This is a genomic window from Flavitalea flava (assembly GCF_054461575.1).
In genome coordinates, this window is record NZ_JBTLQH010000001.1 from 728,747 (window position 1) to 751,977 (window position 23,231).

A 23,231-nucleotide genomic window follows, 5' to 3' on the forward strand; every position below is an offset into this window, starting at 1 on the left:
AAGTTACAAAAAACCATTATCTTACCTATTAAACCAAAAAAGCCCGCGTGACTATCAAATTTCGTCTTATCCTGATGAATTTTCTGGAATTTTTTGTATGGGGATCCTGGTTGATCTCCTTGGGCGGATATATGTTCAATACACTCCATTTTACGGGTATCCAGGTGGGCAGCGTTTATGGTACGATGGGTATAGCCTCGCTGTTTATGCCCGGTTTACTGGGAGTTGTGGCGGACAGGTGGGTAAATGCCGAGAGGCTGCTGGGGGCATGTCATCTTCTTGGGGCGGCATTATTGTTATGGGCCTCGACAGTTGCCGATTATCCAACTCTTTACACGATCATGCTGCTCAATGCCATGTTTTATATGCCGACGATAGCCCTGAATAATACGGTATCCTATATTGTTTTGGAGAAAAAGGGCTTCAATATAATAAAAGACTTCCCGCCAATCCGGGTCTGGGGAACTGTTGGTTTTATCTGTGCGATGTGGCTGGTTGATATTTCCGGCTGGACAAGCAGCCGGCTGCAGTTGTATGTTAGCGCGGGGGCCGGTTTGCTATTGGGCATCTATGCTTTTACCCTGCCATCCTGTACTCCGGTGCCGACAGGGGAAAAGAAAAGCTTTGCTTCTTCTCTTGGTTTGGATGCCTTTGTTCTGTTCAAAAAAAGGAAAATGGCCATTTTTTTTCTTTTTGCCATGTTCCTGGGGGTTGCCTTGCAAATCACCAATGCCTTCGGTCTCCCCTTTATTAATGACTTCTCCAAGACTTATTCGGGCTCCTTTGCTGTAAATCATCCTAATCTGTTAACTTCTATTTCCCAGATATCCGAAACCTTGTTCATTTTGGCCATTCCCTTTTTTCTGAACCGGTTTGGGATAAAAAAAGTAATGCTGATAAGTATATGCGCCTGGGTCTTCCGGTTTGGATTATTCGGAATCGGAAATCCCGGGAGCGGACTGATCTTCCTGGTTCTTTCCATGATCGTTTATGGGATGGCCTTTGATTTTTTTAATATTTCCGGGTCCTTATTCATTGAAAAAGAAGCGCCGATCACGATCAGAGCCAGTGCCCAGGGGCTATTTATGATCATGACCAATGGATTGGGGGCCTTTTTAGGAGGAGCCTTCAGCGGATGGGTTATCGATCATTTTACGCAAGATGGGATCAGGGACTGGCAAAGCATATGGTTTGTTTTTGCCGGCTATGCACTCATACTGGGTCTTATTTTTCCTTTTGCGTTTGCTTATAAACATATTCCCGGAGCGATGGAAAGAACGGGAAATATGGGAAAGCCATTTCCTTAAAGGTTATTTGGTTGGTCAGCCTTTTTTTCAGACTTGTTCTTTTATCCTTTTGTAGAATTTTCGCAGGACCAGCTTTGACCGGAGATAATTAGGAATGGCAAAAGTGACATATTTAATATTACCGAAACCTGCCATGGTAATATTCATATATACATTTTGATTTTCCAGCAGGATGAGGATCTCCTTATCGATCGTAAAGGACTTGGGCGCGTTGGTGATCAGGATGATCTTTTCGCTGCAATTATGTCTTTGTATCCCCGGAAATCTCCGGAGCAGCAATCCAATGATCTCCGTTTGGTTTTTACGTAATTCCGTTCCTTCGGTTTTGACGAGTTTGTTAATCAGCATCATGCTGATTATAATGAACAGAATGGGGAGTATGGCCAGTAAGGCAGCCAGTTTGGTGCTGTTTAACAGCAGGTAAATAAAAAGCAATAAACTAATGATAAGCAGGAGTATTCCCAACAAATGGCTTTCTCCGAAAATAATCAGCCTTTGCATCAGGGTACCCTTGTATATCAGCCTCCTTTTTTGTATACTTCTTTCAAAATCAATATGCGCATTCATAGTAAAGGCAAGGAATAGTTAGGTTCGGCCAAACTACAAAATAGTTTGCTAATTACATAATGAAAGGGCCGGGATTTTTACTGTTCTTCCCGTGCTTCCAATCTTCGGATTCTGTTATAAGCCTCAGGATCAGTTTGTGCCATCTTTTTCAAAACATCTTTCAAGGCTGGGCCGGCCCCCAGCCGTTTGGCAAAAAGATCCTGTTCATATACCCTGTACCGGCGATTGACCCCCCACAAACGGGAGAACAGCCAATCTGCCAGGGTAAACAACAGGACAAAAACCAGACAGGCAATAATATAGCGAAACAGGTGGAAATAGAACAACAGCAAACAGGCAAAAGAAATTCCTATAAGACCGAATATTTTTCCTTTGCGTAAAAGAATACGAAATAAACCTGGTCCTTTTTTCAGTATCCGGCATAATTCCCTGGGCGGTACCGTGGCACAGGTAAAAGCCATCTCTGCCAGGGCATCACCGGATTGCAGGTGGCCCAGGTCATGGGCGAGCAAGGCGGTTAATTCCGCTTCTGGCAGCTCCTGCAACATGCCTTTGGTTACTATAATCGTGTTTGGTCCGACGGCAGAAGAACGAACCCTGGTTTCATCGCGAATCAAAAACCGGAATTTTTTCACCCTGATCGTTTTTTCCGGTAACTGGATAAGACCATTCAGGCAGTTCTGTAATTTTTGTTCTTCCTCCCGGATCGGTTTTCTCACCTTTTCGAAAAAAAGACCCGGGTCCGGTAAAGACCAGAAGACCCGGGGAGCCAAAAAACAAAATAGATTCCATATCAGGATACCCGAAAAAATAAACGCATCAGAAAAAGGGGCTGGGTAACAGGCAAATACCTGCATCACCAAAAAAAGAAGAGTGACGCTCAGCGTAGCGAAAAGTACTGGCAGTATAAACGGAAATAAGTTGCGCATCATCGTTGGGTGAAGGGTGAAAAATGCAAAGAGCGCAAATGTAGAAACGGAATAAATCCGGCAGACTGGATGTGGAAAAAAAGGATGTGAATAAGAAGCATGTGTATAAAAAAGGAACTGTATAAAAGATTGTGTATAAAAAAAGCTGCCTCAACCTAAAAGTTGAGGCAGCCTTTTTGACCTTTTATGAAACGTTATCCCTGTAAAGGGAAGAAGTTGTTATATATGTGCTTCGATCTTCTTTACGAAATTGGATTTCGGTTGGGCGCCCACCAGTTTATCGACCACTTTACCATCCTTTATAAAAAGAATAGCGGGTATGCTGGTAACACCATAATTGATGGACAATTGAGGGTTATGGTCTACATTGACTTTACCGATGTTTACTTTTCCATCATATTCTTTGGACAGTTCTTCTATGACGGGTCCGATTGCGCGACAAGGTCCACACCATTCAGCCCAAAAATCTACTACTGTCAATTTATCGGAAGAGATCACTTTTTCCTGAAAATTAGTGTCTGTTAATTCTAAAGCCATAATTCGTGTTTTTATGTTTTGATGAACTTAATTTTGTTATACAAAGATCAACCTAGTTTTTCAATTAATTGGTCGTGGGCGCGACAATCGGATAATCCATTTTCCGATTCTTTCCACTTCTTTTTCTTATCGATTCATTATCAATGTTTTCCAGAGGTTTTATCTGATGTTGCCTCCTATATGTTCCCCCCTGATAGAACAAATTAGCTTCCAATCCATTTCAAGACCTGATTCCTGAAGCTTTGTCCGGTTTTGCGTTTAAACGGTGACTACCTGTACGCCCAGATCAGGCATTTTCTCCAGGAAAGCGGTCATTTCGTCATTCATTTCAAAACCGAGCGCCATCGTATACATACTGACTTTGCAATTGGCCTTTGGTTCCGTGATATTGAACTTTATAGATGTCTTTCCGGGGAATTTTTTAACATTCTGTTCTATAAAACCGACAAATTCTTCATTGACGAAACGGGCTTCCATGTCAAGGATGATCTGTTTGGTCATAAAGGGTTTGATGCTTTCCAGCAGCATCATTTTATCTATCTTGAATTCGAATTCTGCTTTATTGAAACGGGATTTAAAACTTCCACTGATAAATAGGTTCTTCCCCTTTTCGAGGTAATTGGAATACCGGGCATAATCCTCGCTCCAGAGCATGAATTCGGATTTGCCGGAATAATCTTCGATAACTAAGGTGCCAAATTGTTTACCTGTTTTGCTGACCCGATGCTGGGCATCTGTAACTAATCCTGCCAGTCGGAAAGGTTTGCCCGGGTTGGCTGTCGTATTAATCGCATCCTTCACCTCATTGAATTCTCCCAACTGGGTGATCCCGTAATGCAGGATCTCGAATTTAAAATGATCCAGGGGATGACCGCTCATGAACATGCCGGTGACCTCTTTTTCATTGTTCAGCAATTCGGTCAGGCTCCAGGCCTCGCAGGTCGGAATTTTTGGTGTCGCGATATCCGGCATGACCAGATCGCCGAACAGGCTATTGGTATTCTGGGTAGAGTTCGTTTGATAAACGTTCCCGAATTTGATAATTTTTTCCAGGCCGGTGGCCGTATCGCCCGGGGGCATATGAAAATATTGAGCCCGGTGAAATTCTTTAAAACAATCAAAACCTCCGGCATAGGCGAGGCTTTCCAGTGTCTTTTTATTGACTGTGCGCTGATTGATTCGTTTGATCAGATCGAACATGGAGGTATAGGGACCGTTTTTTGTCCTTTCTTCGATAATTCCTTCCACGGCAGCCTCACCGACTCCCTTTAATCCTCCCAGTCCGACCCGCACTTCTCCGTGCTGGTTAACGGCAAACCCTTTTTTGGATTCATTGATATCGGGACCCAGTACTTTTAACCCCATTCGTTTACACTCTTCCATAAAGAAGGTGATCTTTTCGATAGCGCCTGCATGGTTCAGTACCGCTGCCATATACTCCGAAGGGTAGTGGGCTTTTAAATAGGCAGTCTGGTAGGCCACATAGGCATAACAGGTGGAATGCGATTTGTTAAATGCGTATTGAGCGAAGGCTTCCCAGTCCGTCCATACTTTTTCCAGTTTGTCAGCAGCCAGTCCCTTGGCGGTGGCGCCCTTGATGAACTGACCTTTCATCTTATCCAGGATATACTTCTGTTTTTTACCCATGGCCTTACGCAGCACGTCCGCATCTCCCTTGCTGAAGCCGGCCAGCTTTTGGGCCAGCAACATGACCTGTTCCTGATAAACGGTAATACCATAGGTGTCCCCCAGGTATTCTTCCATCTCGGCCAGGTCAAAGACAATAGGTTCTCTGCCGTGTTTGCGATCGATATAATTAGGGATATAGGCGATAGGTCCGGGACGGTACAAGGCGTTCATCGCGATCAGGTCATCGAATTTATCCGGTTTCAGATCACGGAGATACTTTTGCATCCCGGGACTTTCGAACTGGAACGTGCCAATCGTTTCCGCTTTCTGATATAGCTCGAAGGTCTTGACATCATCGAGCGGAATCAGATCTATATCTATTTCGACACCATGATTTTCTTTGATCAGCTCCAGGCCGGTCTTCAGGATATTCAGTGTCTTTAACCCAAGGAAGTCCATCTTGATAACGCCGGCTTCTTCGATCACGCTCCCTTCGATCTGGGTAACCAGCAAATCCGAATCCTTAGCCGTGCAAACGGGAAGGATGGTCATCAGGTCATCGGGGGCGATGATGATTCCCGCAGCGTGGATACCCGTATTCCGGACGGAACCTTCGAGACGTTCCGCCTCATGCAGCACCCTGCTGCGGATATCGTCCCCCCGGTAGATCTCCCGGATCTTTTTGACGTTCTCCATGTCATCAGGCCCTACACCGTCTTTTTCTTCCAGGGATTTTTCCCCTTCTTTGGGTGTCAGGGGAGCATGAAGCACCCGTTTCAGTTCGATCCCCGGTCTGTCAGGGACTAATTTCGCCAGGGCATTGGATTCCGGCAGGGGAAGATCCAGGGCCCTGGCCACATCCTTTATGCTCATTTTGGCGGCCATCGTACCATAGGTTACGATCTGGGCCACCTGGTTCTTGCCATATTTTTTTACGACGTAATCAATAACCCGCTGACGGCCTTCATCGTCGAAGTCCGTATCGATATCCGGCATGGACTTACGGTCAGGGTTCAGAAAACGTTCGAAGAGCAATTTATACTTGATCGGATCGATATTCGTGATGCCGATACAATAGGCGACCACGCTTCCCGCCGCCGATCCGCGGCCGGGTCCGATAAAAACGCCCATATCGCGACCGGCTTTGATGAAGTCGCTCACAATAAGGAAGTAGCCGGCAAAACCCATTGTCCGGATCGTGAATAATTCGAAATCCAGCCTTTCCTGTATTTCCGTGTTGAGATCCGAATAGCGAAGCCTGGCGCCTTCGAACGTGAGATGTTTCAGGTATTCCCATTGGTCCAGGTTACTTTCGTTATGGATCTGGAATTCCTTGGGAATAGGGAAATTAGGAAGAAGGATATCCTTTTTCAGATTCAGCACTTCCACTTTATCGGCGACCAGGTTGGTATTGTCGATGGCCTCCGGGATATCCTTAAAGAGGGTGGACATTTCGTCTGTCGTCTTAAAATAGAACTGGTCGTTCGGAAATTTAAAACGGCGGTTCTTGGTATTGCCATCGTCATTGGCAAAATCATCGTAACCCGGTGTACTTTGTTTTTCACCGGTGTTGATACAAAGGAGAATATCGTGTGCATTATAATCGTCCCGGTCGGTATAATGACTATCGTTGGTGGCGATTACAGGAACATTATATTTCCTGGCGAATTTCAGCAGGGTCTGATTGATGATCTCCTGTTCCTTGATATTATGCCGTTGCAGTTCAATGATATAATCATCCCCGAAAATATCCAGCCACCATTTGAATTCTTTTTCAGCTGCTTCTTCGTTTCCCGCTAAAATGGTTTGTGGAACATAGGCGCCGATGCAGCAGGTGGTTGCGATCAGCCCTTCATGGTATTTTTCGATCAGTTCCTTATCGATACGGGGATATTTGCTGTATATCCCTTCCAGGTAACCCAGCGAAGTCAGTTTGATGATATTCTGGTATCCAACCTTATTTTTGGCGAGCAGCACCTGGTGATAACGTTTGTCACGCTGCTCTTTGGTAAAGATCTTGCGGTGACGGTCGGCGACGACATAAAATTCGCAGCCAACGATGGGTTTTACCTTCAGGGTACCATCATCGTTCTTGTGTTTATAGGCTTCGGCAACGAATTCAAAGGCACCGAACATATTACCGTGGTCGGTGATGGCCAGAGCGGGCATGCCGTCTTTAACCGCTTTTTTATAAAGGGACTGGATGGATGCTGCTCCGTCCAGGAGCGAAAATTGGGTATGGGTATGTAAATGGGAGAACTTCGGCATAAGAACCTGCAATTAAGGAACAAACTTCATCTATGACAAACACATTTTTTCCACATTTGTTTGATTTCCATGCTAGTCCCGGCCCTCAGGCGGAATAAAGGGGAAATAAATTTTTATTTCCTTTTCCGGCCATTTGGCCGTATATTTGTGACAAATGTCCGAATATGTCTCCATTTCTTAATCGCTCCGTGGATTTGCTGGGCATGACCGGTTCCCGGGGTTTCACCCGGATCCAGAGCAATACCGATTTTATACCGGTCATCCGCGATGGTGTGCCCAAAAGAGCACTGGATCATTTAATGAAGATCACCGGCATTACCGCCGTCGAGATCGAGCAGATCATCAAGACCTCCGGAAGGACCCTCAGACGGTATACGGCCACCCAGAAGCTCAATCCCGAACAATCGGAAAGGGTCATTGAACTGGCCAGACTTTACAGCAGGGGAGAAGAGGTGTTCGGCAGTATCGATACTTTTAAAGAATGGATGGATCACACCATTATCGCTCTGGCCAATCAAAAACCAAAAACATATTTGGATACTTCCCTGGGGATCGATCTGCTGATGGATGAATTAGGCCGGATCGAGAATGGGATATTAGCGTGACGGGGAGAGCCGACTCACTTTTTTTATGAAAGTATACCGTATCAGCAAATGCAGATTTATAGATGACCTCAAAGGAACGGGAGCAGCAGGGTATCCAGGCCGTTGGCATAGCAGAGGCACCTATATCCTGTACACGGCGGGCTGCGCTTCGCTGGCCTTATTGGAGACGGTGGTGCATATTTCCACTATTTTGGTATCGGATTTTTGTATGATCTGCCTGGAGATACCCGAAGATAAAATCATCACGATGACCGAGGCCGATCTGCCAGCAGATTGGAAAATCAACCCCTCTCCGGATAACCTGAAAACAATTGGTGACCAGTTCATCAGGGAAAATAAATACGTCGCTTTGCGGCTCCCTTCCGCCGTTATGCCGGAAGAGAATAATTATTTGCTGAATCCCAATCACCCGGATTTTGATCTGGTAAAAGAAGTTTACCAGCGCAGGATTTCTGTGGATGAGAGACTATTAAAAAAATAACTCCGACTAACTAAATAGGTAATTTATATCATCTTCGCTTAACGACTTCACAAAACCTTCGTCTTCCGAGACCAGGTCATCGGCCAGTTGTTTTTTACGTTGTTGCAGGCTGATGATCTTTTCTTCAATAGTGTCTTTGCAGATCATTTTATAGGCAAATACATTTTTAGTCTGTCCGATACGATGAGTCCGGTCGATAGCCTGTTGCTGTACGGCAGTATTCCACCAGGGATCGACCAGGAACACATAACTGGCGGCAGTCAGGTTAAGACCGGCATTACCGGCTTTCAGGCTGATCAGGAAAACATTGGTTTTATCTTCCGGTTCCTGGAACAGGGCCACCATCTCGGCGCGTTTATGAGGCGGCGTCTGACCATCGAAATGATAAAAGGAAATGCCCTGATTCCGGCAGGCCCCTGCGAGCAGGTCCAGCATACTGGTGAACTGGGAAAAGACAAGGACCTTCTGGTCTTTCAGATTGTTAGTCAATTCATAGATCAGCAGATCGGTTTTTACAGAGTCCGTACAGGTCTGTTCTTCAGACGGAAGAAGGAGGGGGGAGTTGCAGACCTGGCGTAATTTCAGCATGCCCTGCAGAACGGCCAGTTTGCTTTTATTCAAACCTTCTTTTTTGATATTCAGGAAAAGACTGGACCGGATATTCTCTTTAATGCTGTCGTAAAGGTCTTTCTGGGCAGCGTTCATATCGCACCACATCACCATTTCGGTCTTGGGGGGCAGATCACCGGCCACCTGTTCCTTGGTCCGGCGAAGGATAAAGGGCGCTGTCAGTTTTTGCAGATCGCGGATCTTATCAGGGTCATTATCCCGGTCGATGGCGTCGGCATATTCACGTTTGAAGAACTCGCGGCTGCCGAATAAACCCGGAAGAAGAAAATCGATCTGCGCATACAGATCGAACGTATTGTTCATGACCGGGGTACCGCTTAGGGCGATCCGTGTACCTGCTTGTAAACGGCTGACGGCGCGGGTAATCTGGGCGGCCGGGTTTTTGATATTATGACTTTCATCGAGCACTACTGCTCCGAATGGAATTTCACTTAACAGATCGATATCCGAACGAACGGTACCATAACTGGTAATGATAATATGGTAATCGCCTTTTTCCAGGTCTTCGATATTGCGGCCCGGACCGTGGAATACCAGGCTCGATATGGAAGGGGCGAATTTTTGTAATTCTTCCTGCCAGTTATAGATCAGTGATGAAGGGCATACGATCAGATGCCTGGCCGCGGCGGAGCCATACCCTTGCGCGGAAGAGGCCTGTGAAGAGGCTTGGGAAGAAGATGGCAAAGAAGCCTGAGAAGAATCCTGTGAACCCTGCGAAGAGGCTTGCGAATGATAAGCCAGGAAACAAATCGTTTGCAGGGTTTTGCCAAGACCCATATCATCGGCCAGGCATGCACCTGCACCGGCTTCGGACAATAAAAGCAGCCATTCGAAGCCTTTTTGCTGATAAGGGCGCAAAGTGGCGGCAACGAGTGCCGGGACTGCATAGAGCGGTGTCGATTCTTGCTGCCAGTGTTTCCATTTTTCCAGCCAGGTTTTTGACAACAGGGGCCGAAGGGTATCTTTGCGATTATCTACAGGCGCAGTTGTTTTCGAAACAGCAAGGGATTCTGAAGTCCCTGAGCTTTTCCAGGCTTCCTGGTCGCTGAAGGCCAGCCAGCGGGGGGAAATCAATTCATCCTTCGTTATTTTTCCATGCCGGATCAGTACGCCATATTGCTGCAGCCATTCCTCGTGCAGGATACCCAGCGATCCGTCTTTTAATAACATGGCGCGTCCGCCGCCGCGGAGCATTTTTTGCAATTCGGTCAATAGGACGGATTCCCCGCCGAACGAAACAGACATGCGCAAGGTTGCAGAATGGTGGTCTTCCGCCAGTAAGGTTATCTCCGTGACGATTTTATGAGGCGAGTACCGGAAATGTTGCAGCATATCCATACCCACCAATTGAATATTCAATTCCAGGAGACGGTGATAAACTTTCAGGAACCATTGTTTTTTCTGCGCTTCGGCAAAGGACAAATAATAATAGCCATTCAGTTGCCGGGAAAAAGTGGAATGAAGTGATTCCAGCAATTCCCGGTGGGTCGTTTCAGCCTCCTGGTCCCTTTCCACTACATATGTGGCTCCCTGCCGGATAATCTCCTGTTTGTCCTTCCACGGGCCTTCGATGAGGAACCCGTCGTAAAGCCACTGCGGGGTCAATACAAGAAATGATTTACTGATCTCGCTTAACAATACCCTGTTGACCGGCGCTACCCGAATGCCTGTTTTGGCGAGCAGATCATTACGATCAACCGTATAATCCTGTTCCAGACGGGCAAGCACATGCTGGGCAAGGGCCTCTGGTTGGCGGCTGTATTGCTGGGGATCATTGTCCCTGAGCCATTCCAGGGTTTGGTAGTCTTTAAAGGAAAGTAAAAAATATTCATTGCCGCTTTCCAACAGGAAATGGTAACGGGTAAACCCATCCAGCGGATAGGCTGATCCGTTCAACGTAACGAACGTTTCGAGATAAAAGACGTTGTTTTCTTTTTTCAGTTCGAAATGCAATTGCGGCTTGAATCCGCTGAAGGTACAGGGTGCGGTGCGGTAATTGCCTTTAAAACCCGGAAGTTTATGATACCATTTTACCAGGGAGGCAAAGGGTTTGATCCGTTCCAGCAGTTCATGTAATTTGCGGGTCATTGCGCTTTTGTAATATGGCTCGAAGGGAAGACCGGACCGTTGGGCTGAATATTTTTTCTGGATCTCGTCTTCGATCCATTTCATGCCCGCTTTATTGAACCACATCAACGACTCCGTGGCCGGTTTAGGCAAATGGGAATAGTTCTTTTTTAATTCTGCGCCATCCAGCGGAAACATGTCGAAACGGAATCCTACCGGCCCTTTACTATTCCCGGGTGGTTTGGAAATATGCAGGGATTCCAGAAGGATAGGATCCTCAGGTATACGGTGTGGAGACAATAACAATACGATCTTGGTTGCATTTTGCGAAGATGCCATAGAAACTTTAAATGGGTAAAATTAGGTGGGCGCAAATATACTGAAACCTTTCCCGGCTCCAACCTGAATAATGACATCACCGATCAACCCGCCGAAGGACTTCCAACACCCAAAACAGACAATAATGACAAATTGGCAACGTTTTTGTGGAGTTATCCCTACCTTTGTAATAGTGCCAATATTCTATTACCAGACCCTCAGTCATCAAACCTGGGGTCGGGGTTAAGTGGAAAATATGTTAAAAAATCTCATATTCATATTGTCACTGGTTTTCCTGGCAACCAGTTGTAACACGTTGCGGTCCTCTTCATCGAGGGCATCTTCCTCTTCTTCAACGGTTAGTTCATCAGCTTCGCCCGCTTCCGGTTCGTCGATCCAATTCATTAATAATATTTCCATCAAGCCGGAAGGCCAGCAAGGCAAAACCATTAATACGGTTGGAACTACTTCCGTTTACAACAGTGCAGGAGAGAAAAATACTTCCGGTTCCCTGGAAAAGTTTTCCAACCTGCAATTCAAATATGCGATCCTGGAAGATGCCGGGGTAGAGGAAATGAAGAACCAGCGGTTGCTGGATTTTATGGAAGAATGGTATGGCACCCGTTATCATTATGGAGGGACCTCCAAAGAGGGTATCGATTGTTCCGCTTTTGCTTACTCCCTTATGACAGCCGTATATGGCCTGGGCACACTGCCCCGGACGGCTAAAGAGCAATATGCCGCCACCAAAAGGATCCGCAGGGATGAATTACAGGAAGGAGATCTGGTTTTTTTTCACACCCTTGGCAAACACAGGGCTGTTACTCACGTAGGCGTATATCTTCGTAATAATAAATTCGTTCATGCTTCCATATCCGGTGTGATGATCAGCGATATGAACGAAGGATACTATAACAAACGGTTTATCGGAGCAGGAAGAATGGGCGATCAGGTGCCTGTGCCTATTCCGGTTTTACCAGCTCAGGCTTCCCCGGGGCAGGTTTCCAATTAAGCATCTGAATTATATGCTGCTTCTATGCTTATTTCTTCATTCCCAATCTTTTCTTTATCGTCTTCCATACCGGGATAATATCATCGGATAACCGTAATGCGAGTACTCCTCCGCCGAACAGACCAATAAATGCTATACTTCTGGTAAAGAGCCCCGGATAACCGGAAAGGCCGGCGAAAAAGGCATGACAGATAAAATAAGTCGCCACGCCTAACAATAAAGTGTATAATGATTTTTGCGAAAAAGGCTGCATGCCGAATTTCCGGTAAAGGAACACGTACCGCGTAGCATTATAAACACCGAAAGAAAAAAGATCGGCAATGGCAGGGCCGATAGCTCCCATTTCCTTAGCCAGGAAATAATTTAAGGGAAGAGTGAGAGCCAGCAGGATCATACCGGTGACAAAATCAAAACGCCAGAAGGTCGATGTACCGATGATATGGCTGTTCAGCCCGGTCCCCATGTCCACTATCCGGGTCAGGCCGATAAACAGAAAAATATATTGGGCATCCAGGTATTCTCTTTTTAAAGGGACGGTGAGAACGGCATCGGTAAAATTGATCCAGATCAGGACAAACATGCCTACGGAAAAGATCAGTTGATTAATGGAGGAACTGTGATAGATACGGTTGATCTTTACATAATCCTTATCCTTCCATGCCTGGGATAAAGGGCCGACCGAGGCTGCAATAATAACCCGCTGGGGCGCCTGCATCAGGCTGCCAATGAACTGAGCCAGGGTATATACTCCTGCAAAGGCCAGACCGTTGGGCACGACGGCGGCGATAACGATCTGGGCAAAAAAAGAGGAGACGGTAAACACCAAACTGCCGCTCCAGACCAACAACGCCAAAGTCCTTATCCTGGAAAGGAATTTTTTGGTTACCCGGCTGGGGGAAAATGAAAAATGTAATTGGCCTGTTTTTACCAGGATGGTCAGAATGATCAGGGCCAGCAACAGGTAAGAAAAGGCATAGATCTTAATAAAGGTATCGAAACCTGCGAGTATTCCCGTCAGGGAAAGCAGGATTAGCAAGGTAATGAATACCCTGAAAAGAACTTCCCGGAGAAAGGTCGTAAGTACTGATTTTTTCAGCTGCCAGGCGAAGGCTTCCAGCAGGGAATACAAGGTCAGCCCAAGACCGAATGGAAAAATCCAGTAATAATACCTGACCAGGTCGGCGGAATTGGCGCCGAATTTTCGGATAGCCAGATCTTTAATGATCAAACCTGCACAGATCACTCCGATGAAACCCAGGATACTGTTCAAAAGAGCCCAGGTCATCATATCATTCTTCTCCGGCGGCAGGTTGTCTTTGTAATAGGGATAAAACTTGTATATATAGGCCTGCATACCCAGATTCGCGAAGGAATACATGATATTGGCTATTGCCCCGAAAAGTGAAATAAGCCCATATTGACTGGCGGTAAAACCGCCATGTTCCCTGGTTAAAAGGATCGTATTCAAAAAGCCTAAGGCAAAACCCAGATAAACGATAGCCGAAGAAATGATACTTTGCCGCCTGATGGTGCTCATGGGCGTAAAATTAACCCAGTTTTTTTACCGTGACATAAAAATTACGGTCAACCGTTAGTGACTTTCCGGTCGGGTTGGGTAAGGTCTGCCATTTTTCGTCTGGCGTGATCCATTGGCTATTTTTTCCGGGATAGTTCTCCTGACCCGAAGGTCCCGGATCGCTGAAATATACCTTTAGCGGCATATCGAAACCTTTAACGCAATTTGTCCAGCGATAACTAAGACATTTTTTGCGGTCCACCTTATATTGGAAGACGGGTATGTTCGTAGTCCGCAGGTATTGATCGAATACTTTGGAAAGATCCTTATGGGCAAATTGACTGATATATCGTTCAATTTGCTCCGTAGTTACTGTTTGATGGTAAAAGGTAGCATTTAATTCATGTAAGAGATCCCGGAAGGCAGAATCATTCCCGATTATTTGCCTGATCGAATGCAGCATATTTCCACCCTTATAATACATGTCTCCCGAACCTTCATTATTCACGCCGTATGCGCCGATGATCGGTTTGTCATTGCGGATATTTTTGCGGGTGCCTATACAATAATCATTGCCGGCTTCCACTCCATACAGACAGGTAGTATATAAGGTTTCCGAATAATTGGTAAAACTCTCGTGCACCCACATATCCGCAAGATCCTTCGTGGTAATATTATTGGCAAACCATTCATGTCCGCTTTCATGGACGATAATGAAATCCCATTTCAAACCCCAACCGCTTCCGGATAGATCACGTCCCAGGTAGCCATTCTCAAAATGATTGCCATAGGCGACCGCACTTTGGTGCTCCATTCCTAAATGAGGAGCCTCCACCAATTTATAACTGTCCTCATAAAAAGGGTATGGGCCCATCCAGGACTCAAAACAATGCAGCATGGTATCGGCTTGTTTGAATTGTTGGCGTGCTTTTTCCAGGTCATAGTCCAGAACCCAGTAATCGCAATCCAGTTTACCTTTCAGACCGGCAAAGTCTTCATGCCAATGCGTGTATTTTCCGATATAGGGAATAATATTATAATTGTTGATCGGGTTCACGACGGACCAGGTATAGGTAGCCGTTCCATCCTGGTTTTCCTTTTTTCCCGTCAGTCTGCCATTCCCAACGGCTACCAGGCTGTCCGGTACCGTAATACGTAAAGATGCGCCGCTGTCGGGCTCGTCGCTCTGATGGTCCTTACATGGATACCACACGCTTGCGCCCAGCCCCTGACAGGCGACGCTCATCCAGGGCCGGCCGAGTTTATCTTTGGTGAAGATCCAGCCTCCATCCCAGGGTGGGCGTACGGCAACACGGGGGTGGCCTCCGAAATTCACCACCAGGGTTCCGGTATCTCCCTTTGGGATCGGTTGGGGAAAATGCACATGGAAGGCATTTCCCTCTCTTATGAAATTCAATGGTATATTGCGCCAGTGTATGGATTGGATCAGCATGGGTTCCTGCAGATCGAGCTGAAGGGTCTCCCCTGATCCGAGCGCCTGGAACCTGATTTCGGTTACGCCTGTAATGAATTTTTTTTCATAATCCGGAGTGACCCGGATATCGTACCGTAACACATTCCACCAGGCCCTTTCCGGAGTAATTGATCCTCTCAGGGTGTCTGCATGGGTAAATTCATTATCTTTTTGCGCGAAGCAGAACGGAAAGATAAAAAAGGAGAGCCCCAGGGCCAGTAGACTTATGCGGATCATTATATATTTTTAAATATTAGCAATTATCAGGATACAAAAATGAAGATAAATAAACATTTTACAATCCCATTCATAAAATCAGGCTCTTTCTTCGCGGTTTGCAGCTTTCTTCTCTCAGCTTGTTCAAGCCCTTCCTCCCACCAGGGGAAAACCGTTTTTAAATATAACGAAACGGATGGAATGGCCACTCTGGATCCTGCTTTTGCCAAGAACCGCGCCATCATGTGGCCTGTCCATCAATTATACAATACACTGGTCGGGACGGACAAGGATCTTCATATCGTTCCATCCCTGGCAAAAAGCTGGGAACTTTCGACAGACAAACGTACCTGGATTTTTCATTTGCGTGACGATGTATTTTTCCACGATAATCCCGCTTTTCCGGGTGGTAAAGGAAGAAAAATGAAGGCCGCGGATGTGGTTTATAGCTTCTCCCGTATAATCGACAGGCAAACGGCCAGCAGCGGAGCCTGGATCTTTAATAGCCGGATAGACTCCACAGACGCCTTCAGGGCATTGGACGATACAACTTTTCAGCTAAAGCTGATCAGCCCTTTTAATCCGATCCTGGGTGTCCTGAGCATGCAATATTGTTCCATCGTTCCGCAGGAGGCTGTTTACTTATATGGCAAGGATTTTCGCAATCATCCGTGCGGGACCGGACCTTTCCGGTTTAAATCCTGGGAGGAAGGGCAGGCCCTTATTTTGGTGAAGAATGAGCACTATTTCGAGAAAGACAGTAACGGCCAGCGTCTTCCTTACCTGGATGCGGTCAAGGTGAGTTTTTTCGATAATAAAGCGACCGAGTTTTTATTATTCAGGCAGGGACAGCTTGATTTTGTCAATGAGATCGATGCCTCTTTTAAAGATGAAGTATTGAGCAAAAAAGGCGAATTAAAGGCTCAATGGAAAGGCAAGATCCGTTTGTCTGTGCATCCCTACCTCAATACGGAATACCTGGGGATTCTTGTTGATACGGCCAATGAATTATTGCGTCACTCCCCCTTAAGGCAAAGAGCGGTCCGACAAGCAATCAATTATGGTTTTGACCGCCGCAAAATGATGTTATATCTGCGCAATTCGCTGGGGACGGCAGCGGAAAGTGGTTTTGTGCCGGCCGGTCTCCCTTCCTTCGACTCTTCCCTGGTCAGGGGCTATCACTTTGATCCGGCAAAGGCAAGGAAACTGCTTGCCTTTGCCGGGTTCCCCGATGGCAAGCCCTTACCCCCCATTAAATTATTAACGGTAGCGATCTATGCCGATTTTGCCAGCTTCATTGCCAGAGAACTGGAAGAACTGGGATTTACCATAAATGTCGAGGTGGTTCAAAAAAGTTTATTGCTGGAACAAACTGCCCGCTCGCAGGCCCTCTTTTTCAGGGGAAGCTGGATCGCCGACTATCCGGATGCCGAAAATTACCTGAGCGTTTTTTATTCCAAAAATCCTGCGCCTCCGAATTATACAAGGTATAACAATCCGGCTTTTGATCGATTGTATGAGAAAGCCCTGCTGGAGGATAACGATTCCCTGAAAACAGGTTTGTACCGACAAATGGATCAGATGGTCATCGATGATGCCCCTGTCGTTCCGTTGTGGTATGACGAAGTGATCCGGCTTGTCAATCCCTGGGTAAAAGGACTGGAGCCCAATGCCCTTAATCTGTTGGAACTGCGGCAAGTCCGCCTGGATTAGGGGTTTATTTTTTGGGCTTCAATTTATCCTTGAACACCTTTTCGAATTTTTCCACCTTGGGACGGATCACGATAGAACAGTAAGGCTGTGAGCCATGGGTATTAAAATAATTCTGGTGATAATCCCCGGCCGGGTAGAACTTGGTAAAGGCCGTTATTTCCGTAACGATGGGTTTGTCATAGGCTTTACTCTTATTCAGCTCCTCTTTATAGTGTTCGGCCTTCAGTTTTTGTTCTTCGTTGTGGTAGAAAATGGCGCTGCGGTATTGGGTACCTACGTCGTTACCTTGTCTGTTCAGCGTGGTTGGATCGTGCGCTTCCCAGAAAACTTCCAGCAGTTCGTCATAGGTGATGATGGCCGGATCGTAAGTGATCTGGATACATTCGGCATGCCCGGTCGTGCCGGTACAGACTTGTTCATAGGAGGGATTGGAGACTTGTCCTCCCGAAAACCCGGAAACGGTTTTTATTACCCCTTTTAGCTCCTGGAAAACGGCTTCCGTACACCAATAACATCCGGTTGCAAAAGTTGCTGTCTCTGTTTTTTTCCCGTTCGGAATAATCTCTTCATGCATATTGTCGACAGTTGGTTTAACAGATGGCTCGCAGGAAGCCGACAATAAGGCCAACGATGCGAATACCGATAAAATGGTCATAGTTCTGTTCATTTTTTTGAATAATATTTTTTGCTACCCTTCAAATGCTGCATTTCTCATCAAATGCCGCCACTCTTCCATTCCTCCGGCAAGGTATTGCTCCCGCGAAACTATTAATGTACGTTATATGACAATCCTAAGGATTTAAATGTTTGTTAACAGCTCCGGTTTATCGGCAATTGTGACAAATACAGGGGGGCTGTTTCAGGAATTATCAGGTATCCTTACTGCCGGATGGCTGCGCCGATAGTGATCGGAAGGTTCATTCCGTGTTGATTTTCAGGATCTTTCCCCGCCAGGTGGAAACAGTGACCATGGCCCGGTGGGTGGAAAAGATCGATAGCCATGTAGTCGCCGGTTAGGTACAGACATTGGATTGGCGTACCTTTGCTGCTCTTTAAAAAATAAATCTTTCAGGAGCTCGGGTATGAGAATTTTTCCGGAATCGGCGTTAACACAATTGGAATTTGATAAAATAAAAGCCCTTTTGGCTGCATTGGCAAATACGGAGTATGCCCGTACCAAGGCTGCGGATCTGCGTATACATACCCGGAAGGAATTTATCGAACTGGAATTACGGCAGGCGCATGAATATAAAATGATACTGCAGAACGGACAGTATTTTCCGAATGATCATACCCTGAACCTGGCCCGGGAATTGAAATTATTGGGGATTCCCGGAGCGGTGCTGGCTGGCGACCAGTTCCTTCAGATCCGTAAACTGGCAGAAAGCATACAGAGCATTTTCCGGTGGTTCGATCCCGAAAGGAAGGTCGCTAATCCGGCCCTGGTCAGGGTCATTCAGCATACCCAATACGAAAAAAGTATCATGGGCAGGATCGATGAGGTCCTTGATGAAACGGGGATCGTAAGGGACAATGCATCCGAAGAACTGGCTAACATCCGTCTAAGCCTGTTCCGCAAACGAAATGAACTGAGACGTTTGTTTGACAGGGTCCTTTCCAAACTGGCCAAATCCGGTTATGTAGCGGATATCGAGGAATCTTTCCTGAATGGCAGGAGAGTGGTGGCCATCTTTGCCGAACACAAAAGGCAGGTTAAGGGCATTTTGCATGGGGAAAGCGATACCCGGCGGACTTCCTTTGTCGAACCGGAAGAGACCATTGAACTAAATAACGATGTGTTTTCACTCGAGCATGCGGAAAGTAAGGAAGTATACAGGATCCTCCGGGAACTGACCGCCCAGTTATCCGTACATGCCCCATTATTGATGCAGTGGCATGACATCCTCGGGGAATTCGATTTTATCAGGGCGAAGGCCAGACTGGGCATTGACATGAACGCCAGTTTTCCCCTGCTGGTCGATAAAGCGCATGTGCTTCTCCGGCAGGCCTATCATCCATTGTTATATCTGTATAACCGGAAAAATCAGAAGCCTACTATCCCCACTAATATTTCCCTGAACGAAAAGGAAAGGCTGCTGGTCATATCGGGGCCGAATGCAGGAGGAAAGACCGTAACGCTGAAGACGGTCGGCTTGCTGCAACTGATGATCCAGAGCGGTCTGCTGATCCCTGTTCATCCTGATTCCGAACTGGGAATCTTCAGGCAGCTCATGATCCATATAGGGGATACCCAAAGCCTGGAGTTCGAATTGAGTACGTATAGTTCTCATTTGAAGAACATGAAATACTTCATGGAAAATGCCAATGGGAAGACCCTGTTCTTCATCGACGAATTGGGTAGCGGCAGCGATCCAAACCTGGGAGGGGCTTTTGCAGAGGTCATCCTGGAAGAACTCGTAAAAAAGCATTCCATCGGGATCGTTACCACCCATTACCTGAATCTGAAGGTAATGGCCAATAAGACGCCAGGAGTCATCAACGGAGCCATGGCTTTCGATGAAGCCAATTTACAACCCCTGTACAAACTGATCATCGGCAAACCCGGCAGCTCTTATACATTTTCCATTGCCGAACGGATCGGGCTGGAGCAACGGCTCATCCAGCGGGCCAGAACATTGGTAGACGAAGATCATTTTCGCCTCGACAAACTTTTGAACAGTACGGAACAGGACCTGAGGGATCTGGAGATCAGGGAAAAGGAACTGAACAAATTGGTCAGGGAAAATGAGCGGCTGAAAAAGGAAATGGAGACGGTCATTCACCGAGAGAAACACCAGCAGCAGGTGGAATTGGAAAAACATAAGAACAAGATCACCGAAGAGCGGATAACCTATCTTAAGGAAATGGAACGCAAACTACGGCAGGTTATCTTCGATTGGAGGAAGACGGAAGATAAAGGTGAGGTGATCCGGCAGATGCAGGTACTTCTGTTTCAGCAGCAGGCAAAACAGGGGAATGAAAAAGTAAAAAAGAAGTTCGATGCCAAATATGAGGAACTCGGTGGCGATGTACAGATAGGAGATAAGGTGATGATGATAAAAAATCACCAGGTAGGGAATGTCAAAGAGATCCGGGGGAAAAAAGCGGTGGTCCAGGTAAGGTTGGTGCCTATTACCGTCGACTTGTCCGATTTGATCGTAGTACGCGACAAACCCCAGGAAGAAGAAGAGAATTGATTGATTTTAGTGTAAACTTTTAGATCGGAAACTTGTTCATATCGTGAAATCAAATGATTCATTAAATGCCTGATCTCTATATCATCGCTGGCTGTAATGGAGCAGGCAAAACAACCGCCAGTTATACGATTCTTCCAGAGATGTTGAATTGCCGTGAGTTTGTAAATGCGGACAGTATTGCGGCGGGACTTTCTCCCTTTAATGTCGATAGCGTTGCTTTTGAGGCAGGCCGGATTATGTTGAATCGTATTCATGAATTACTGGACGATAAGGCCGATTTTGCCTTCGAAACAACCCTGGCAACGCGCAGTTATGTCTCTTTGATAAAAAAAGCACAGGAAAAGGGCTATAATGTAATCCTTCTTTTCTTTTGGCTAAATTCTCCGGCATTTGCCAAAGAAAGAGTCGCCAAACGTGTGCGGAAGGGTGGCCATCATATTCCCGATGATATCATTGAACGCAGATATTACAGAGGGATTTATAATTTGATAAATTTATACATCCCGGTTTGTAATTCATGGCTGGTAGTTGATAATATGGATTTGGTACCTGAAATAATAGCGAAGAGTGGGGAAGGGGTTGGAAAAACGATAATAAATGACGATATTTGGCTAAGTCTTTTGAAGTTAAGTGAACAACATGAAAGATAATAAGCTCAGTATTGATGAATTGTCTGAAAAAGTTCTTCTCGGCATGAGAAAAGCTTTACGGAAATTGGCTGAAATAAGTGCAGCTAACAATGAGGATTTAGTAGTCGCTGACAAAGATGGGAAATTCAAAAGTATTCCGGCTAAAGACCTTCTCCAAGCCCTCCCTCAATAAAAAGATTTAATAATAAGCAACTTTATTTTCTTCCCTCTGTTAATGCCATTCAATTTCAATTGGATTCTATTTTTGTGTCATAACTTTCCTCCATGAAGAATATTGCCCTTCTGTTTTTTTTTACGCCTGTCTTCCTTTTCGCTCAGTCCGATACCACGCAAAAGATCGTTCCCGGCCGCGTGAATAGTGCAGAACAGCAGCAAAAACCTTATGTTATCCTTATTTCCGCAGATGGTTTCCGGTATGACCTGGCCGACAAATACCAGGCCGTTCATTTACAGGAATTACGGGACAAAGGGGTGGCAGCCGGTTCTATGCGGCCTTCTTATCCTACCCTGACCTTTCCCAATCATTACAGCATAGCTACCGGCCTGTACCCCGCGCATCATGGTATCGTATCCAATGCCTTTTATGACCGGCAAAAGAACGCCGTTTACCGGATCGCCGATCGTAAAGCAGTGGAAGACAGTTCCTGGTATGGCGGCACCCCGATCTGGGTGCTGGCCGAAAAGCAGCATCTTCTCTCTGCCAGTTTTTATTGGGTAGGTTCGGAAGCGGCGATTCAAGGGATCAAGCCGACCTATTATTACCGGTTCAGTACCAATATCGATATCGACACCCGCATACAGGCGGTTAAGGACTGGCTGACGCTGCCCGCTGAAACAAGGCCGCATTTGATCACCTTCTATCTTCCCCAGGTGGATCATGAGGAACATCATCACGGGGTTGATTCCCGGGAGACGGAACAGGCCGTTCACCTGGTGGATAATTGCGTAGCGAAAATGGTGCGGGTGGTGGATTCCCTCCATCTCCCGGTCAATTTCATCTTTTTGTCGGATCATGGTATAGCCGATGAAGACACCGTCCATAACCTTCCTCTTCCTTCGGTGATCGATACGGCTAAATTTATCATTCCCGTCGAGGAAGCCGTATTGAATATTTATGCAAAAGACAAAGAGGATATCCAGCCAACGTATAAAGCCTTAAAAAAAATGGCAGTGGATTTCGATGTATATCTGCCGGGCGGCACACCCAAAGATTGGCATTACCGGACGGCGGATGACCGATATCAACGGCTGGGCGATATCGTACTGGTTTCCAAATTTCCGAAAGTATTTAACATCAATAAAAGGAAACCCTTGGCCGGCATGCATGGTTTTGATAATGCACTGCCCGATATGCAGGCCATATTTTATGCCTGGGGGCCTGCTTTTAAGGAAAATGTGAAAATACTCCCATTCGATAACGTGCATGTATATCCGCTGATAGCGACCATCCTGGGTTTGCCTGTTACCGAAAAAATAGATGGCTCGCCTGAGGTATTACACGGCATCCTGAAATAATTTCTTACTTTCGAAATCAAAATTATCCGAAATCAAAATTCTCATTTTCAATGTCAAACCTTACTGCTGAACAAAGACTTAATGAATTAGGGGTAATATTGCCTCCGGCCCCGACTCCGATGGGCGTATACAAACCCTGTCTGGTAGATGGTAAATACTTATATGTATCAGGTCATGGTCCCGTACGGGATGATAAAACCCTGATCGTAGGGCGCGTTGGAGAAGATCTGGATGCAGAACAGGGCAAACTGGCAGCCCACCAGGTTGGCCTCACTATTTTATCTACGATCAAGGCTCATCTTGGCAGCCTGGATAAAGTAAAAAGAGTGATTAAAGTGCTGGGTATGGTTGGCTGCGTTCCGGAATTTGACCGGCATCCCTATGTGATCAATGGCTGTAGTGAATTATTCGTCAGTATCTGGGGAGAAGATCTGGGGGTTGGTGTAAGAAGTGCCGTAGGCATGGGATCCCTTCCCAATAATATCCCTGTTGAGATCGAAGCCTTGTTTGAATTGCATTAAGCGCATGGGAGTTATTCTAAAAAGTAACTCTCCATGCGCTTATAACGAATGTCTGGGCCTATCCGGCCCTTGTGACTGT

At 46.2% G+C, this 23,231-nt stretch carries 19 protein-coding genes; 10 read left to right on the forward strand and 9 right to left on the reverse strand.

Features of this window, described 5'->3' with window-relative positions:
• The first annotated feature begins 47 nt into the window (after nucleotides 1-47).
• Nucleotides 48-1,307: a nucleoside permease gene (locus ACX0G9_RS02490; RefSeq protein WP_459063264.1), complete on the forward strand. Its 1,260-nt coding sequence runs from the start codon at nucleotides 48-50 to the stop codon at nucleotides 1,305-1,307.
• A 27-nt stretch (nucleotides 1,308-1,334) separates the two neighbouring features.
• On the opposite strand, the gene ACX0G9_RS02495 is transcribed toward ACX0G9_RS02490, so the two are convergent.
• The 4 genes from ACX0G9_RS02495 to dnaE all read right to left on the reverse strand — a co-directional run bounded on the left by ACX0G9_RS02495 (nucleotide 1,335) and on the right by dnaE (nucleotide 7,237).
• Entirely contained in the window at nucleotides 1,335-1,874 is a 540-nt protein-coding gene (locus ACX0G9_RS02495; RefSeq protein ID WP_459063265.1) for a hypothetical protein, read from the reverse strand.
• 77 nt (nucleotides 1,875-1,951) lie between these two features.
• Nucleotides 1,952-2,806, reverse strand: coding sequence for a M48 family metalloprotease (locus ACX0G9_RS02500; RefSeq protein ID WP_459063266.1), 855 nt, complete (start codon nucleotides 2,804-2,806; stop codon nucleotides 1,952-1,954).
• Between the two features lie 216 nt (nucleotides 2,807-3,022).
• Nucleotides 3,023-3,340 (reverse strand): thioredoxin, encoded by a 318-nt coding sequence (trxA, locus tag ACX0G9_RS02505; protein ID WP_459063267.1) that lies wholly within the window; start codon nucleotides 3,338-3,340, stop codon nucleotides 3,023-3,025.
• Between the two features lie 258 nt (nucleotides 3,341-3,598).
• Nucleotides 3,599-7,237: a DNA polymerase III subunit alpha gene (gene dnaE, locus ACX0G9_RS02510; protein ID WP_459063268.1), complete on the reverse strand. Its 3,639-nt coding sequence runs from the start codon at nucleotides 7,235-7,237 to the stop codon at nucleotides 3,599-3,601.
• 164 nt (nucleotides 7,238-7,401) lie between these two features.
• Here dnaE and parS point away from each other — a divergent pair, with 164 nt between their 5' ends.
• Entirely contained in the window at nucleotides 7,402-7,842 is a 441-nt protein-coding gene (gene parS, locus ACX0G9_RS02515) for a type II RES/Xre toxin-antitoxin system antitoxin (protein WP_459063269.1), read from the forward strand.
• A gap of 25 nt (nucleotides 7,843-7,867) precedes the next feature.
• The gene (locus ACX0G9_RS02520; protein ID WP_459063270.1) at nucleotides 7,868-8,323 is read left to right on the forward strand and encodes an RES family NAD+ phosphorylase; all 456 of its coding nucleotides are present in this window, start codon (nucleotides 7,868-7,870) and stop codon (nucleotides 8,321-8,323) included.
• Between the two features lie 6 nt (nucleotides 8,324-8,329).
• Here ACX0G9_RS02520 and ACX0G9_RS02525 read toward each other — a convergent pair whose 3' ends face one another.
• The gene (locus tag ACX0G9_RS02525) at nucleotides 8,330-11,359 is read right to left on the reverse strand and encodes a DEAD/DEAH box helicase (protein ID WP_459063271.1); all 3,030 of its coding nucleotides are present in this window, start codon (nucleotides 11,357-11,359) and stop codon (nucleotides 8,330-8,332) included.
• Nucleotides 11,360-11,594: 235 nt separating this feature from the next.
• Between ACX0G9_RS02525 and ACX0G9_RS02530 the strand changes: the two genes are divergently transcribed.
• On the forward strand, nucleotides 11,595-12,350 hold the full coding sequence (locus tag ACX0G9_RS02530) for a C40 family peptidase (protein ID WP_459063272.1): 756 nt from the start codon (nucleotides 11,595-11,597) through the stop codon (nucleotides 12,348-12,350).
• Between the two features lie 28 nt (nucleotides 12,351-12,378).
• Here ACX0G9_RS02530 and ACX0G9_RS02535 read toward each other — a convergent pair whose 3' ends face one another.
• Nucleotides 12,379-13,887, reverse strand: a complete 1,509-nt coding sequence (locus ACX0G9_RS02535) for a lipopolysaccharide biosynthesis protein (RefSeq protein ID WP_459063273.1) — start codon at nucleotides 13,885-13,887, stop codon at nucleotides 12,379-12,381.
• A 10-nt stretch (nucleotides 13,888-13,897) separates the two neighbouring features.
• Nucleotides 13,898-15,577, reverse strand: a complete 1,680-nt coding sequence (locus ACX0G9_RS02540) for a M1 family metallopeptidase (RefSeq protein ID WP_459063274.1) — start codon at nucleotides 15,575-15,577, stop codon at nucleotides 13,898-13,900.
• A 180-nt stretch (nucleotides 15,578-15,757) separates the two neighbouring features.
• Here ACX0G9_RS02540 and ACX0G9_RS02545 point away from each other — a divergent pair, with 180 nt between their 5' ends.
• On the forward strand, nucleotides 15,758-17,269 hold the full coding sequence (locus ACX0G9_RS02545) for an ABC transporter substrate-binding protein (protein ID WP_459063275.1): 1,512 nt from the start codon (nucleotides 15,758-15,760) through the stop codon (nucleotides 17,267-17,269).
• Between the two features lie 4 nt (nucleotides 17,270-17,273).
• Here the strand turns inward: ACX0G9_RS02545 and msrA are convergent, their stop codons facing one another.
• Together msrA and ACX0G9_RS02555 are read right to left on the reverse strand one after the other, a co-directional pair.
• A complete protein-coding gene (msrA, locus tag ACX0G9_RS02550) occupies nucleotides 17,274-17,936 on the reverse strand; it encodes a peptide-methionine (S)-S-oxide reductase MsrA (RefSeq protein WP_459063276.1) in 663 nt (220 codons plus the stop codon).
• A gap of 212 nt (nucleotides 17,937-18,148) precedes the next feature.
• Nucleotides 18,149-18,271 (reverse strand): hypothetical protein, encoded by a 123-nt coding sequence (locus ACX0G9_RS02555; protein WP_459063277.1) that lies wholly within the window; start codon nucleotides 18,269-18,271, stop codon nucleotides 18,149-18,151.
• Between the two features lie 80 nt (nucleotides 18,272-18,351).
• On the opposite strand from ACX0G9_RS02555, the gene ACX0G9_RS02560 reads away from it, so the two are divergent.
• From ACX0G9_RS02560 to ACX0G9_RS02580, 5 genes are all read left to right on the forward strand, one after another.
• Entirely contained in the window at nucleotides 18,352-20,466 is a 2,115-nt protein-coding gene (locus ACX0G9_RS02560; RefSeq protein WP_459063278.1) for an endonuclease MutS2, read from the forward strand.
• 65 nt (nucleotides 20,467-20,531) lie between these two features.
• The gene (locus tag ACX0G9_RS02565) at nucleotides 20,532-21,116 is read left to right on the forward strand and encodes a zeta toxin family protein (protein WP_459063279.1); all 585 of its coding nucleotides are present in this window, start codon (nucleotides 20,532-20,534) and stop codon (nucleotides 21,114-21,116) included.
• The gene (locus ACX0G9_RS02570) at nucleotides 21,106-21,288 is read left to right on the forward strand and encodes a hypothetical protein (protein ID WP_459063280.1); all 183 of its coding nucleotides are present in this window, start codon (nucleotides 21,106-21,108) and stop codon (nucleotides 21,286-21,288) included. The genes ACX0G9_RS02565 and ACX0G9_RS02570 overlap by 11 nt, the downstream gene beginning before the upstream one ends.
• A gap of 92 nt (nucleotides 21,289-21,380) precedes the next feature.
• A complete protein-coding gene (locus ACX0G9_RS02575; RefSeq protein ID WP_459063281.1) occupies nucleotides 21,381-22,631 on the forward strand; it encodes an alkaline phosphatase family protein in 1,251 nt (416 codons plus the stop codon).
• Nucleotides 22,632-22,681: 50 nt separating this feature from the next.
• Complete coding sequence (locus tag ACX0G9_RS02580) at nucleotides 22,682-23,152, forward strand: RidA family protein (protein ID WP_459063282.1); 471 nt, start codon at nucleotides 22,682-22,684, stop codon at nucleotides 23,150-23,152.
• The last annotated feature ends 79 nt before the right edge of the window (nucleotides 23,153-23,231 follow it).

Excerpts from the sequence above, each read along its gene's own strand:
- ACX0G9_RS02540 (WP_459063274.1), bottom strand. The coding sequence starts at position 15,577 with ATGATCCGCATAAGTCTACTGGCCCTGGGGCTCTCCTTTTTTATCTTT.
- ACX0G9_RS02580 (WP_459063282.1), top strand. The coding sequence starts at position 22,682 with ATGTCAAACCTTACTGCTGAACAAAGACTTAATGAATTAGGGGTAATA.
- parS (WP_459063269.1), top strand. The coding sequence starts at position 7,402 with ATGTCTCCATTTCTTAATCGCTCCGTGGATTTGCTGGGCATGACCGGT.
- ACX0G9_RS02530 (WP_459063272.1), top strand. The coding sequence starts at position 11,595 with ATGTTAAAAAATCTCATATTCATATTGTCACTGGTTTTCCTGGCAACC.
- trxA (WP_459063267.1), bottom strand. The coding sequence starts at position 3,340 with ATGGCTTTAGAATTAACAGACACTAATTTTCAGGAAAAAGTGATCTCT.
- ACX0G9_RS02555 (WP_459063277.1), bottom strand. The coding sequence starts at position 18,271 with ATGGCTATCGATCTTTTCCACCCACCGGGCCATGGTCACTGTTTCCAC.
- msrA (WP_459063276.1), bottom strand. The coding sequence starts at position 17,936 with ATGAACAGAACTATGACCATTTTATCGGTATTCGCATCGTTGGCCTTA.
- ACX0G9_RS02520 (WP_459063270.1), top strand. The coding sequence starts at position 7,868 with ATGAAAGTATACCGTATCAGCAAATGCAGATTTATAGATGACCTCAAA.
- ACX0G9_RS02560 (WP_459063278.1), top strand. The coding sequence starts at position 18,352 with ATGAGAATTTTTCCGGAATCGGCGTTAACACAATTGGAATTTGATAAA.
- ACX0G9_RS02545 (WP_459063275.1), top strand. The coding sequence starts at position 15,758 with ATGGCCACTCTGGATCCTGCTTTTGCCAAGAACCGCGCCATCATGTGG.
- ACX0G9_RS02570 (WP_459063280.1), top strand. The coding sequence starts at position 21,106 with ATGAAAGATAATAAGCTCAGTATTGATGAATTGTCTGAAAAAGTTCTT.
- ACX0G9_RS02565 (WP_459063279.1), top strand. The coding sequence starts at position 20,532 with ATGCCTGATCTCTATATCATCGCTGGCTGTAATGGAGCAGGCAAAACA.
- ACX0G9_RS02525 (WP_459063271.1), bottom strand. The coding sequence starts at position 11,359 with ATGGCATCTTCGCAAAATGCAACCAAGATCGTATTGTTATTGTCTCCA.
- ACX0G9_RS02500 (WP_459063266.1), bottom strand. The coding sequence starts at position 2,806 with ATGATGCGCAACTTATTTCCGTTTATACTGCCAGTACTTTTCGCTACG.
- ACX0G9_RS02495 (WP_459063265.1), bottom strand. The coding sequence starts at position 1,874 with ATGAATGCGCATATTGATTTTGAAAGAAGTATACAAAAAAGGAGGCTG.
- ACX0G9_RS02535 (WP_459063273.1), bottom strand. The coding sequence starts at position 13,887 with ATGAGCACCATCAGGCGGCAAAGTATCATTTCTTCGGCTATCGTTTAT.
- dnaE (WP_459063268.1), bottom strand. The coding sequence starts at position 7,237 with ATGCCGAAGTTCTCCCATTTACATACCCATACCCAATTTTCGCTCCTG.
- ACX0G9_RS02575 (WP_459063281.1), top strand. The coding sequence starts at position 21,381 with ATGAAGAATATTGCCCTTCTGTTTTTTTTTACGCCTGTCTTCCTTTTC.